The 14,624-nt window shown below is 31.5% G+C and carries 10 protein-coding genes and 2 other annotated features; of the genes, 3 read left to right on the plus strand and 7 right to left on the minus strand.

The window, feature by feature from the left end; genetic code table 11:
* Positions 1 to 4: 4 nt before the first annotated feature.
* Positions 5 to 3,529 (minus strand): transcription-repair coupling factor, encoded by a 3,525-nt coding sequence (mfd, locus tag PTA89_RS07005; protein ID WP_324177108.1) that lies wholly within the window; start codon positions 3,527 to 3,529, stop codon positions 5 to 7.
* A gap of 21 nt (positions 3,530 to 3,550) precedes the next feature.
* Complete coding sequence (pth, locus tag PTA89_RS07010; RefSeq protein ID WP_003703198.1) at positions 3,551 to 4,108, minus strand: aminoacyl-tRNA hydrolase; 558 nt, start codon at positions 4,106 to 4,108, stop codon at positions 3,551 to 3,553.
* 248 nt (positions 4,109 to 4,356) lie between these two features.
* Here pth and PTA89_RS07015 point away from each other — a divergent pair, with 248 nt between their 5' ends.
* From PTA89_RS07015 to PTA89_RS07025, 3 genes are all read left to right on the plus strand, one after another.
* Positions 4,357 to 5,325 carry an L-lactate dehydrogenase gene (locus tag PTA89_RS07015; RefSeq protein WP_003705269.1) on the plus strand — a complete coding sequence of 323 codons (969 nt, stop codon included), beginning with the start codon at positions 4,357 to 4,359 and terminating at the stop codon, positions 5,323 to 5,325.
* 193 nt (positions 5,326 to 5,518) lie between these two features.
* The gene (cbpA, locus tag PTA89_RS07020; RefSeq protein WP_003705271.1) at positions 5,519 to 6,157 is read left to right on the plus strand and encodes a cyclic di-AMP binding protein CbpA; all 639 of its coding nucleotides are present in this window, start codon (positions 5,519 to 5,521) and stop codon (positions 6,155 to 6,157) included.
* A 100-nt stretch (positions 6,158 to 6,257) separates the two neighbouring features.
* Positions 6,258 to 6,493, plus strand: a binding site (T-box leader).
* Between the two features lie 66 nt (positions 6,494 to 6,559).
* Positions 6,560 to 7,522 (plus strand): ketopantoate reductase family protein, encoded by a 963-nt coding sequence (locus tag PTA89_RS07025; protein WP_003705272.1) that lies wholly within the window; start codon positions 6,560 to 6,562, stop codon positions 7,520 to 7,522.
* A 69-nt stretch (positions 7,523 to 7,591) separates the two neighbouring features.
* Here the strand turns inward: PTA89_RS07025 and tyrS are convergent, their stop codons facing one another.
* The 5 genes from tyrS to PTA89_RS07050 all read right to left on the minus strand — a co-directional run bounded on the left by tyrS (position 7,592) and on the right by PTA89_RS07050 (position 14,498).
* On the minus strand, positions 7,592 to 8,842 hold the full coding sequence (tyrS, locus tag PTA89_RS07030) for a tyrosine--tRNA ligase (RefSeq protein WP_324177109.1): 1,251 nt from the start codon (positions 8,840 to 8,842) through the stop codon (positions 7,592 to 7,594).
* Between the two features lie 53 nt (positions 8,843 to 8,895).
* Positions 8,896 to 9,083 (minus strand) — a binding site (T-box leader).
* Between the two features lie 41 nt (positions 9,084 to 9,124).
* Complete coding sequence (locus tag PTA89_RS07035) at positions 9,125 to 9,568, minus strand: Fur family transcriptional regulator (protein WP_003701366.1); 444 nt, start codon at positions 9,566 to 9,568, stop codon at positions 9,125 to 9,127.
* Between the two features lie 101 nt (positions 9,569 to 9,669).
* Complete coding sequence (locus tag PTA89_RS07040) at positions 9,670 to 10,257, minus strand: metal-dependent hydrolase (protein WP_003701365.1); 588 nt, start codon at positions 10,255 to 10,257, stop codon at positions 9,670 to 9,672.
* A 27-nt stretch (positions 10,258 to 10,284) separates the two neighbouring features.
* The gene (locus PTA89_RS07045; RefSeq protein WP_099459491.1) at positions 10,285 to 13,386 is read right to left on the minus strand and encodes an AAA family ATPase; all 3,102 of its coding nucleotides are present in this window, start codon (positions 13,384 to 13,386) and stop codon (positions 10,285 to 10,287) included.
* Entirely contained in the window at positions 13,383 to 14,498 is a 1,116-nt protein-coding gene (locus PTA89_RS07050; protein WP_003709710.1) for an exonuclease SbcCD subunit D, read from the minus strand. Before PTA89_RS07050 ends, PTA89_RS07045 begins: the two co-directional genes overlap by 4 nt.
* Positions 14,499 to 14,624: the final 126 nt, after the last annotated feature.

Here is a 14,624-nt window from a genome sequence, read left to right on the forward strand (position 1 = left end):
TCACCTATGCTGATTTATCCATAGTGACATCCACCATTTTAGCTAATTCTTTGAGTAATTTTTTTAATTCTTCCAAAATCTGATTACTTTCCATGCCAGGTTGGATGTTTAACTTAATCTGAATTTTTTGATTTTTATTTCCCAGAGTCGTACTAAATTTAGTTACCGATAATACTTTAAAAACATCCTTAATGTCTAATTTCCCATTTAACTTATCTGATAACTCAATTTCAATTGTTTTTTTATTCTGGCTAACACTATCTACTAAAGCTGCATCAGCATACATTTTTAATTGGCCAACTTCTAATAAATTGTGTACTTCTATTGGATATTCCCCAAATCTATCAATTAAATCATCTTGAACTTCTATATATTGATCCTCATTTTCAAATTGATGGATTCGTTTATAAATCTCAACCTTTTGTTTAGGATCAGTAATATAGTCCGCTGGCAAATAAGCTTCCAAATCAAGATTAAGTTCAGCATCCGTTTTAACTTTAATCTCTTTACCACGTTTCTTAGCTACAGCATCATTTAACATCTGTGTATACAAATCATATCCAACAGAATCAATGAAACCATGTTGTTGCTTACCTAATAAATTTCCAGCTCCACGAATTGATAAGTCTCTCATCGCAATTTTAAATCCTGAACCTAACTCTGTGAAATCTTTAATAGCTTCCAGACGTTTTTCAGCAACTTCTGTCAACACTTTATTAGGTTGATACATGAAGTAAGCATACGCAATACGATTTGATCGTCCAACGCGTCCTCTTAATTGATACAACTGTGATAATCCCATTCTGTCCGCATTATCAACAAATAATGTATTCACGTTAGGAATATCAACACCAGTTTCAATAATTGTTGTTGTGACTAAAACATCATACTCACCATCGATAAAATCTATCAAAATATTTTCTAGTTGCGTTTCGGTCATTCTTCCGTGAATATAAGCTACTTTAGCTTCAGGTACTAAACTTTCTAATTCACTAGCAACTTTTTCAATATCATCAACTCGATTATGCAGATAGAAAACCTGTCCCCCACGCTCTATTTCACGCTTAATTCCATCTACAATTACCCCATAATTTTTTTCAATAACGTAAGTTTGTATTGGATAACGATTCATGGGTGCTGTTTCAATAACTGATAAATCACGTACACCTAACATAGACATGTTTAACGTTCTTGGAATAGGTGTAGCTGTTAATGTTAAAACATCTACACTTGTCTTCAATTCTTTTAATCGTTCCTTATGTTTAACTCCAAAACGTTGTTCCTCATCAATAATTAATAACCCTAAATCTGCAAATTTTACATCTTTTGACAATAACCTATGTGTTCCAACAACAATATCCAACTTGCCTGTTTCTAAATTTTCAATAGTCTCTTTAATTTCCTTGGCTGTATTAAATCTAGATAAGATACCAATCTCAACAGGGAAATTTTCAAAACGTTGTTCCATTGTTTCGTAATGTTGTTGAGCCAAAACTGTCGTTGGCGCTAAGAAAGCAACTTGTTTACCATCTTGAACCGCTTTAAAAGCCGCTCTTAATGCCACTTCTGTTTTACCATAGCCAACATCACCGATTAATAATCGATCCATTGGCTTGGTCTTTTCCATATCTTGTTTAATTTCTTTAGCACTCCGCAGTTGATCTGGTGTTTCTGTATATGGAAATGCATCTTCGAACTCTTTTTGATAGCTATCATCAGGAGTAAATGCGTATCCCTTTTCAGCTTCACGTTTAGCATAAAGATCAACTAACTCATCAGCAATATCTTCAATTTTATTAGCAACACGGCGTTTAGTTTTAGCCCACTCAGAGCCACCTAATTTATTAACTCTAGGGGTTTTTGATTCTGAAGACACATATTTTTGTATCTTATCTAATTGAGATACCGGGATAAAAAGTTTCGCATCATCTTGATAGAGAATGGTCATATAATCATGATGATGTCCACCAACTTCTAAAGTTTGCATCCCCATATAGCGTCCAATCCCATGATTGACATGAACGACATAGTCACCCTTTTTCAACTCAGTATAACTTTTTAGTCGTTCTGCGTTATTCATAGTTAAACGTCTAGGTTGCTTTTTCTTCACGTTAGAAAATAATTCATTTTCGGTTAAAACAACAAGTTTATCCTTAGGAATTTCAAATCCTTCATTTAAGAAACCTTGGACTACTTGTGTAACTCCAACTTGAATTGCGTTCTTATCTGTTATAATCGACTTAATTTCAAAATCATCTAATGTTTGAGAGACCTTTTCCAGTCTTTCTCTATCATTAATCAAAAATACAACTGTTTGCTTTTGTTTTTCCCAACGTGAAACTTCAGTCTTCAAAAGTGGCATCTGTCCAAAGAACTTTTGAACAGCACGTGTCTTTATATCTACAAGTTGGGCAAACTTCATTCTGCCTAGTCCTTTTTGAAATAACGATAAGAAAATTCTAGGTTGTTTAATTTTCTTTTCTACACTTCTAAAATCATGACCTAATTTTAAATTATCAAACAAACTATTAGTACGTAGTCTATCCGTTAACCAATCAGCTTCAGAATATTCTAGGTTCTTTTGTTTCTCAGTTAAACGAGAATAGTCATCAAAGATTACTAACCCTTCATCACTCAAGTAATCAATTAAATTTGTACTTTGTGGATAGATATATTCAGCATATGGTAGATATTCAGCCTTTAAAAAACCATCTTTAAAATCAGCTAACATTTTTTGAATATTTTCAGTTAGTTTTTCTTCTTTTGTATTCTTTAATTTTGAAAATTGCTTATTATATTCTTTTTTTATTTTTTCACTAGCCAACTCTAGAACTTCTTTACTAGCAATAAAGTCAGTAGCTGGAATGATAGTTACTTGCTCCACATTTTCAATACTTCTTTGATTTGCGATATCAAAAGTCCTCATTGAATCAATTTCAATATCAAAGAAATCTATTCTATACGGATTATCTGCATCTAAAGGAAAAATATCGACGATAGATCCTCGGATTGCAAAGTCTCCAGGTGCATTTACCATATTGGACCTAATATATCCCATTTCAAATAATTTCTTCTCTAGTTCGGCTGGGTCAACTTCCTTGCCAATCTCTAATTGAATTTCATGTTGTTTCCAGTACTCCACACTAGGTAAAAAACGTCTTATCCCAGCTACTGTAGTAATTACAATTACTGGATTTTCTGAAGTTAATGCAGTTAAGGCGCTTACTCTTTGAGCTCTGTATTCTGGAGAACTAGTTGCCATTTCTGCAACTAACATATCTTCTACTGGAAATAATTCAATTCTTGTATCTTCTATTATATTCTCTAAATCACTTTGCAATTGTTGTGCATGGTATAAATCACTTTCCACAATTAATTGTGGTACTTTCTTATCTTTTAATAGTTTAGCTATCATCAATGTCTTAGAAGAGCCTACCAATCCTGTCAACATATGTCGTCCATCAGTAGTTAAATTCTTTTCCCACTCTTTCAATTCCGAGACATTCAAAAAAGTATCTATTAATTCCATTAAATTAGATTCCTCACTTAACTAGTTAAATCTATTCATTGTATTCATAAAATCATCATTTTCTATCCAATCATCTAAAGCAGCAACAGCTCTAGTTAATCCATCATCTAATTTTGCTTCTTGTTCTTTAGTAAATCTAGATAATACCCAATCTACCACTGACATTTTTTGTGGATGATCAATTCCTACACGGACTCTCTTAAATTTTTCAGTCCCCACATGTGAAATAATAGACTTAATTCCATTGTGTCCACCAGCAGATCCTTTTTGTCGTAAACGTAAATGTCCAATTTCCAAATCCATATCATCATGGCAAATAATAATATCTTCAGTAGTTAGATTAAAATAATCCATCAATGGTCTAACAGCTCTACCAGATTCATTCATATAAGTTGTAGGTTTTATTACTATTATTTTTTCACCATTAATAAATAACTCTGATATCAATGAATCAAATTTTTCTTTGTTAAAATTTCCACCATGTTCTTCCACAAAACGCTCTACTACCATAAATCCAACATTATGTCTTGTACCTTCATACTTTTTTCCTATATTACCTAAACCTACAATCATTTTCATTTTTTTATATCTTCCTTTCAATTTTAGCAAAATAAGTTTCATCATTTTCAAAGAATTTTTTATTTATACACGCAAAAAAGGCTGGCTAATTCATCATTACCCAGAAACCTATCACCAAATCTTTAGTCAAGTATAACATATTTTCTCTTAAATCTTAGAAAATTTGTTTGAAAATAATATCACATTTTATGAAAAACGTGTTATACTAGATTTGTAAAAAAAGCTTACTTATGAAAGGATGAAGAACTGTGTCAAAAACACAAAATCATCAAAAAGTTATTTTAGTCGGTGACGGTGCTGTTGGATCTAGTTATGCTTATGCTATGGCTTTACAAGGTACTGCCGAAGAATTTGGTATCGTAGACGTTGTTAAAGAACGTACAGAAGGTGACGCTCTTGACTTATCCGATGCTACAGGTTTCACATTCCCTAAGAAGATCTATGCAGCAGAATACTCTGACTGCAAGGATGCAGATTTAGTTGTTATTACTGCTGGTGCTCCTCAAAAACCTGGTGAAACTCGTTTAGATCTTGTAAACAAGAACTTGAAGATTTTATCTTCTATCGTAAAACCAGTTGTTGAATCTGGTTTCGACGGTATCTTCTTGGTTGCAGCTAACCCTGTAGATATCTTGACATATGCTACATGGAAATTCTCTGGATTCCCTAAAGAAAAAGTTATCGGTTCCGGTACTTCTTTAGATACAGCACGTTTACGTGTTGCTATGGCTGAAATGACAGGCATCAAGGATCCTCGTTCTATGCATGCTTACATCATGGGTGAACATGGTGACTCTGAATTTGCTGCATACTCTGCTGCTACAATCGGTGGTCGTCCATTCTTAGATTGGGCAAAAGAACATGGTGTCTCCAAAGAAGATTTAGATAAGATGGAAGATGACGTTCGTAACAAAGCTTACGAAATCATCAACAAGAAAGGTGCTACATTCTACGGTGTTGCTGCTGCTCTTGCACGTATTTCTAAAGCTATTTTACGTGACGAAAATGCTGTATTACCAGTTTCTGCATACATGGAAGGTCAATATGGTTTAAACGATATCTTTATCGGTACTCCAGCCGTTGTTAACGGTACTGGTTTACATGAAGTTATCGAAGTACCTTTGAATGAAGAAGAAAGCAAGAAGATGACAGAATCTGCTGCTACTTTGAAGAAGGTTCTTACAGATGGCTTAAAGGCTCTTGAAGAAAACAAGTAATAAGAAAGTTAATTACAAGTTTCTAGAGATTGGATTATATCCAATCTCTTTTTTGTTCTAAGAATAATTCTTTGTTAAATTAAACACTTCACTTATAAAATAAGAATTTTTTCTTTATTTTCTCCTCTATCATTAATCTTATATCTATGTTATTATTAATTAGCATATTTTATATTTTAAGGAAGAATTACTAATGATATTAAAATCTTTAATCCAAACTAAGGACGAATTAGTTACAGTTCAAGAAGATATATCTCTAGCTGAAGCCCTAGATATTTTAGAAGATACCGGATTTCGTTGTGTCCCTATTCTCGATAAAACAGGTAAGATTTTTAGAGGTAACATCTACAAAATGCACATATATCGTCATAAATCTCGCGGTGGTGATATGACTCTGCCCGTCACTTATCTATTAAAAAATGCTACAAAATTCATCTCTATCAACGCTGCATTTTTTAATATATTTTTCACTATTAAGGATCTACCATACATTACAGTTTTAGATGAAAATAATTACTTTTTTGGTATCTTAACCCATAATCGTCTATTAAAAATGTTATCTCGTTCTTGGAATGTTGAGCTCGGAAGCTATGTTCTTACAGTTCTTTCAAAAGGTGAACGTGGTGATTTGGTAGATATTGCAAAAACTATTACCCAATATTCTGAAATAGCTAGCTGTATTTCTTTAGGGTTTCGTAAAAAAGATAATTTACATCGGACTTTATTCACTCTACCATCTGGAATTGAAGAAAAACGTCTAAACAGGATTGTTACTAAATTAAAGCGTAGAGGGTTCGAAATTGAAGAAATTGAAGATTTAAGTAAGATTTAAGTATTAAGTTGTCTACTGGATTACTTAATACTTTTTTTATTTTTTGTCTTGTATTTTATTTTCATTTGTGTATAATTAACATTAAATTAAACATCGGTTATAAAACACTATGAAAAAGAAGAGTAACTTTATTAAATACTTCAGAGAATCTCTGGTTGGTGAAAAGAGATAGTTACTAATAAAGCGAATATCACTTTGAGTGCCATAATGAATTTTAGTAGTTATTGGTGGGTTAGCCCATTACAGCTATGTGTAGTTAAAAAACAGCTACATACCGAGTTTATGAGTGCGAATTCATAATAAATATAAGGTGGTATCACGCTAAGCGTCCTTTAGTCTCTACTAGACTAAAGGGCGTTTTTATTTTATAACCAAATACTTTAGAGAAATGAGGCTTGAATTATGAAATTTACAGTTGTTGGTGCAGGTGCAATGGGACTTAGATATGGTGTATTACTTCAACAAGCAGGAAATGAAGTTGAATTTGTAGATGCTTGGGAACCACATGTTAATAAAATGAAAGAACAAGGTGGCGTTTATGTTACTAGAGATAAGGAAAATCGTCATTTAGTTCCTGTCAAAGTGTATACCCCAGAAGAATATCATAATACAGACTCTGATGTTGTTATTTTCTTCCTAAAACAAATGCAACTTGGTGAAATGCTTGAAAGATGTTCCCATTTCTTTACAGACAAACAATATGCTTTGACTGGCATGAACGGTATGGGTCATATTGAAAAACTACTAAAATACTTTAAACCTGAAAAAGTTTTAGCAGGTACTGCCCTTGTTGCAACAATTCTAAAAGCACCTGGAGAAGTAGATTTCGTTGGTAAGCCTGGAGCTGGATCTATGAATTTAGCTAACTACACAGAGAAACCTGATGAAATGACACATAAAGTTGTAGCTGAATTAGAAAAAGCCAATATAAATCCTACTTTGACTACAAACTTCAGAGGTACTCTTATGGCTAAAGTTGTATTTAACTCAGTGGTCAATACGTTATGTACTTTATTTGAAATAACTATGGGAGAATATGCTAATTTCGAAAAGGCAGATGAACTATCCCGTGCATTAATTGACGAAGCTTATGACGTTTGTGAGCGCGATGGCGTAAAAATGCTACAAACTAGAGAAGAAGAATTGGCTACTGTCAACTATGTAAGTAAAGTTGCTAATCCACTCCATTATCCTTCAATGTATCAAGATATGAGTAAAAATCGCCCTACTGAAGTAGATTACATCAACGGATATTTAGTAAAACTTGGACGTAAACATAATTACGAAGCTAAAACACATGCCTTCTTAACAAACTTAGTTCATCTAGCAGAACATACTCGTCAAGAAAAATTACGTGAAAAATAATTAATAATTAAAAAAAGTGTATCTCAATCCAATTTCAACTCGGATAAGAGATACACTTTTTATATTATCTTATTTTACTCTTGCCAAGAAATACTTCTTCTTACCACGTCTAACGATTACAAATTTACCATCAAATTCTGCAGATGGATTAATTGTGAATTCTAAATCTTGAATTCTATCTCCGTTAATTCTAATTGCACCATTTGTCACGTCTTCACGAGCTTGACGCTTGGAACTTTCAATTCCAGTATCTACAAGCCATTCAACGATGTTCTTAGGTTCAGCAGTTACTTCTACACTTGGCATGTTCTTAAATCCTTGTTCAATTTCACTTGCTGTTAAGTCTTTAACTTCACCAGAGAATAATGCTGCAGAAATGTGTTCAGCTTCCTTAACTGCTTCTTTTCCGTGTACAAATTCTACAGTTTCTTCTGCTAATCTTCTTTGAGCTTCACGTTTTTCTGGTTGAGTCTTAACTTTTTCTTCTAAGTCAGCAATTTCTTCTTGAGATAAGAATGTAAAGTACTTCAAGTATTTAATAACATCTCTATCATCTTGGTTTAACCAGAATTGGTAGAATTCATAAGGTGTTGTCTTTTCAGGATCCAACCATACTGCTCCACCAGCTGTTTTACCAAATTTAGTTCCATCAGCTTTTAACATTAATGGGATAGTCAATGCATAAGCTTCAGCCTCGCTACCTTCCATCTTATGAATTAAATCTATACCAGATGTAATATTTCCCCATTGATCAGCTCCACCAATTTGAAGTTGAACATCATTATTCTTCCATAAATGATGGAAGTCAATAGATTGAAGAATTTGGTATGTAAATTCAGTAAATGAAATACCTACTTCTAAACGACTTGCAACAACTTCTTTATTAAGCATTGTATTTACATTAAATAACTTACCATAGTCACGTAAGAAACCTAATAAATCAATTTTAGAAAGCCAATCACGGTTGTTCACAATTGTGATATTATCCTTTCCAAACAAATACTTCATTTGCTTAGTTAAAGCTTCTTCATTATGGTGAACTTGTTCCATTGTTTGTAGTACACGTTCAGATTTTTTTCCTGAAGGATCACCAATTGAACCTGTACCCCCACCAATGATGATATGTGCTCGATGTCCAGCTTCTTGGAATCTCTTTAACATCATAAATGGAATTAAATGACCGATATGAAGGCTATCTCCAGTTGGATCGACCCCACAGTATAAACCTACTGACTTTTTATCTAATAATTTTCTTAACCCTTCTTCATCAGAAACTTGGTTAATCGCACCACGCCATGCTAATTCATCTAAAATATTCATTAGATACACTCCATTCTTTTGATAATAAAAAAGTCCCTAACGTTAATAATAACATTAGGGACGAAAAATTATTTCCGCGTTACCACCCAGATTGCTTAAAAAGCCACTCTGTCATCTTTATCGGAATGACCCGAACAAGCTCCATAGTGTAATTCGATTGATAGTTTATCTTGATTCACAGCACCATCAAGTCTCTTAAAAATTGACTATCAAATCTACTAATCTACTTCATCACTTTAATATGTCATTAATAATATGATAACTTTCATATAAAGTCAATAGCTAATCAGCTATCTTAGCTTGGCATTCTGGACATAATCCATAGACCTCATATTGACTATTAAAGACTTTAAAGCCTGTTTTCTCAGCCGCATCTTTTTCTAATTTTACATATTCATCATTAGGTACATCGATAATTTTATTACAGTTTACACAAATAACGTGATAGTGTGGTTCTGCAAAATAATCATATCGCATATGTCCTTCGTTGTCTGGCGTTACTTCAATAATTAACTTTCTGTCCATAAATAACTCTAATGTATTATAAACAGTTGCCAAACTTACGCTAAAGCCATTTTCCTTAACATATGAATAGATCATTTCAATTGAAGGATGCTCCTTAGATGACATTAAGTATGCTAAAATTACTTGTCTTTGTGGAGTATTCTTAATATGACGCTTCTTTAATTTTTCTGCAGCCATCATTAATTGTTCCTGGTTATTCATACGGTTTCCTCCTCCACTTTATAACTTTTATAAACTAATTTCTCTAACATTATTATGATACAAAAATCAAATTATGTCTAGCAATATATTGTATTAAATTTTTAATAACTATTTAAAATATCTTGCACTTTTAATATCAATGTTTTTAATATATCCGCCACTACACCAGGTAAAAGACGGTTTAAATTTCCTAGCCAAAAAAGACGTACTTCCATTAGTAATAAGCACAACATGAAACCCATCACTAAATATTCACTTAATTGACCAGTTTTATAAAATGCAAATTTTCCACCAAATGACGAACCTGATTTTGTAAAAGGATATAACCACTTAACGCCTCTTTGAGAAAAACTATCCTCTAACAAATGAAGTAAATATCCTAACATTAACCAAAACACAATATTTTCAATCCTATCAGTCAAATATTGTTTTTGGATAAATTTGACTATTATACCTATCAAGATAAATCCTAGCAAAGAATGTGTAATACCGCGATGACCAAAAGCTTTATTAGTTACACCACTTACCATTTTATGCCTCTTTCCAAGATAAGAACTTGGATGATCAATATCTGGTAATAAACTTCCTACTGCTAATACTCCAACATTTACGAGTGTTAATTCATTTGTCAACGACATCAAGGGTAATCCTAATGCTAAAGTTGTTGTAATATGAGTCTTCGCCTGCATTATTATTCCTCTTTAATGTACTTTTATTTAGAAATCCTTTCTATAACTTATCTTACTTTTTCCATAATTGCTAGATATTTTTACTTGGAATGGTATTTGTTCTTGCAATTCTTTAACATGACTGATAATCCCTATCATTCTATTTTTTCCTTCAATCGTCTGCAAGGCTTCCAATGCTATCTGTAATGCATCGCTATCCAAGGAACCAAATCCTTCGTCTACAAATAAAGCATCCACAAATATTCCACCAGCATTAGCTTGGATAACCTCACCTAAAGCTAGTGCTAGAGCTAAAGCAGCAATAAAACTTTCACCACCTGATAAAGTTTGAACTGGTCTAACTTTCCCAGCGTTATCATCGTATATATTAATCTCTAATCCTGTATTACTACTATAACTACCTTTTTCATCTTTTATTTGGAAACTATATCTTCCTTGAGTTAATTCTTTCAAACGTCCATTAGCAACATTTAACACTCTTTGAAGGTACATTTGTAGCACATATCTTTCCAAACTCAACTTAGTAGCACTTTTACCAGTCATTACATCTGATAATTGTTTCCATTCTGCCATTAACTTATAATTTCCTTTTTGTTCTTGCAGTAATTGTTCTACTTCTTGCTTTATTTTTTGTATATGGTTAATTTCCGTTGTAATATCACTAAATTCTGCTTGGAATGTTAGAAGTTCTTTTCTTTTATCAGCAATCACACTATTACGTTCAACTAAATTTGGCATTTCTCTATTATTAATTGTTTTGTCCAATTCCGATATTTTTGTTTTTACTATTAATATTTGTTTTTCATAACTATTAATTTCATTATTAATAGAATCTAATCGTGCTAGATCCTTAGCTAAGGAAGCTATTTCTTCTAAATTAATCTCACTATTTTCTATTAATGTAGTTATTTCTTTATTAATTTTACTTAACCCTTTTTTCTTACTTTCTAATTCTTGGTCATTGCTATCAATATCAGCTTGAACTTTAATTAATTCTGCTTTAGTATCTTGAAGTTCTTTAGTAATTTTATCCTTACTTGCTTGATAATCTTCCACTCTATTTTTAGCATCTGTAATATATTCTTCAACCTGTTTTACATCATTAAATTCAGGATTCAACTGCTTTTTTTGTTCTTGTAAAGTAGTTTCAGTCATTTTTAAGCGATAATATACATCGTCATATTGTTCTTTTAATTTATCTTTTTCTTTCTCTAAATTAGCTATTTCATTTTTTATTAATTGACTGTCACCTTTTAACTTTTCTCTCAAGCTAACTTTATTTTCAAGATCTTTTGCTTTTTTCTGATACTCATCATTTTTAATCTGAAATATTTCTTGTAGTTCTAATAAAGAATGTTTTTCCCCTAGTTCAAAATCAAGTATTATTTTATCTATGCTTTCTTTTTTATTTTGTTCTAATTCTGTTATTTCGTCTGTTATAGATGTTAGTCTTAACTTAAATTCTTTTGCTTTAGATCTTTCAATTTCAGCTTTCTTATTCGCTAATTTTACATCTTCCTCAGTTACTTGTTCCAATTCATCTATTTTAGCTGGTAATGGATGTTCTTTAGATCCGCATACTGGACAAGGTTCTCCTGGTGCTAATTGTTTAGCAAGAAAGTAAATTTGATTTTTTATCCACAAAGTATTTAACTTTTCTTCAGTATCTGTACTTTCTTGTACTAATTCTTCCTGTTCTTGATATTTCTTTTCTAATTTTTCTTTTTGTAATTTCTTTGATTCAATCTCACTATCTAAATGATCTACTAAATCTATTTTTTCGCTCAGTCTAGTTAATTTATTATTCTCATTAACCAACTCAACTTGTTTCTCATCTAAATTTTCTAACTTAGCTAGTTTTTTTTCTAAATCATTATAGCTTACTTTTTGTTTTTCTAGTTCTTTTACTGAATTATCAAGCCTATTTTTAGTATCTTGATGATTCTTATCCAAATTATCCAATTTTTCTTGATTTACTTTTACATCTTGATAAATTGGTAATTTTACTTCTAATGTTGAAATCTTATTTTTTAGATTCTCAATATTTTCTTGTTGCTTTTCTAGCTCTTGGGCTTCTATTTTTGCAGATTCATGTTTTTGAATTAAAAATTTACTTTCTTGATTTAGTAATACCAATTTGTCACTTTTTTCTTTTATCTGTAATTCTAAATCAGTTTTATTGTTAAATATTTGTTGATTTTTTTGATACCAAGCCAATTTATAAGCGTAAATTTTCTTTAATTCAATCTTATCTTGATTATTTTCTAGAGATTGTAGTTTATGTATATTGTCCTCTTTTTGCTTAATACTATCTGCTAATACTTTTTCATTTTGATAAGTCTCAACCAAGTTATCAAGTTGCTTTTGACTGATAGTTATATCGTTATTTACTTTTTCTTGTTTTTTCTTTTTTTCTTCAATTTGGTTATTAACTTTAACTATCCATTCTTCGTCATTAATTTCATCATTATCTTCAATTTCTACTTGTTGTCGGATTGTTTGTATTTGTGTTGTTAACTTTTCATTTTCACTTTCATTGACTTTTGCTTGTTCTTGGATTTTCTCTGTCCATTTTTGATATAGACTCGTTCCAAATAATTTTCTTAATATCTTTTCTCTATCAGCACTATTAGCATTCAAGAAATTTCTGAATTTTCCTTGTGGTAATAAAACAATTTGTGTAAACTGCTGTGCATCCAAGCCGATTAAGTCACGTAAAAATTTATCTGCCTGATTTTTTTTAGTAATCTCGATATTTTCTTGTTCTTTATTGATATATTTTACTTTTACAGAAGCCTCAATATCTCTAGTTCCATTTCCTCTCTTTTTAGCTAAATTCATTTTGGGGCTACGAATAACTGTGTACTTTATTCCATTATGCTCAAATACAAATGTCACTTCAGTTGCATCATTAGGTGTAGCAAAATCAGATCTCATCTGCTTAGCGTCTCTTTCATCGCCAGAAGTATGATCGAATAAAGCAAAACTCATAGCATCAAAAATGGTTGTTTTCCCACTACCTGTTTTTCCACTGATTAAAAATAAAGGTGTATTATCAAACTCTGTAAAATTCATGGTTTCATCAATATATGGTCCAAAGTACTTCATTCTTAACTTTAATGGTTTCATTTTTTATTCACATCCTTTAATGCATTTTCTACCCATTTTTGCTGATTTGAAGTTAATTTCTCACCTGTAACTTCAGTAAAAAAGTCACTAACTAATTTCATGGGATCAGTTAAATCTCTTTCTTTATTCTCTTCTACTTTCAGCTCTTGAATTTCACCAACACGCCTCAATTCTAAGATCTTAGGATAGTAATTTCTTAATTTATTAATCACATCTGGAATAACCTTAGTGTCAGTCAATCTAATGGCATAATAGTCTTCTTTAGAATACTTTTCATATACCGATGGAGAAATTAAATTGTCAAATGAATCTTCTAATACATTTATTTCATGAACTGGAACTAATGGAACAAATTTAGGTGCTATTTTTTCAGTATCTACAATCCAAACACCCTTTTGAGATGTCGCTTCTGACACTGAAAATTTTACAGGTGATCCACTATATTTTATAGTCTCTGCTTGACTTGCTCTTGCATCATGTAAATGTCCTAACGCAACATAGTCAAAATCATTCAAATAAGAAGTTGGAATGGCGTCTAAACCACCGACCATAACATTAGTCTCAGAATCAGTTTGTGTACTTCCAGCAGCAAAAAAATGTGCAACCAACACATGTTTCATGTTAGGTTTAAACTTTTCTTTTATTTTTTCTACAATAAGTTGCATCGCTTCTTGAACATTTTTCAAATTTTGTCTGTCAAAATAATTTCTTACCTCTTGTGGTTCAAAATATGGTAAGAGAAAAAATTGTGTGTCTTCTATTTCTACTGGTTCAAATGCTCCAGAAATTTTTGTATTTAAAAATAAATTTGTAGCTTTAAACCATTCACTACCAGTATTTAATCTTGTTGCTGAATCATGGTTCCCACTTATAACTAATAAAGGATACTTATCAACCAGATTTAGCCTCTTTAATTTTTCATTTACACTTTTTACTGCTTCTTCACTTGGTAATGATCTATCATATAAATCACCAGCTATAATAATTGCATCAACCTTTTCTTCCTCTGCAATTCTTTCAATTTGTTTAAACGCGTCATCTTCTTCATAATTCAAGTCAAAATTGTGTAGTTTTTTTCCTATATGCCAGTCTGCAGTATGTAAAAATTTCATATTACCCCTCCGAACATAAGTTTTATATTAATTTTACCATATTATAGTGGTAATAAAAAAAGTAGTAGTTAATTTAATTTTTTTACACACTACTTTCAATCCTAAAAAATCTCTTTAATTTTTCTC

Origin of the sequence: Ligilactobacillus salivarius, from assembly GCF_035231985.1 — a bacterium.
GTDB classification, from domain to species: Bacteria; Bacillota; Bacilli; order Lactobacillales; family Lactobacillaceae; genus Ligilactobacillus; species Ligilactobacillus salivarius.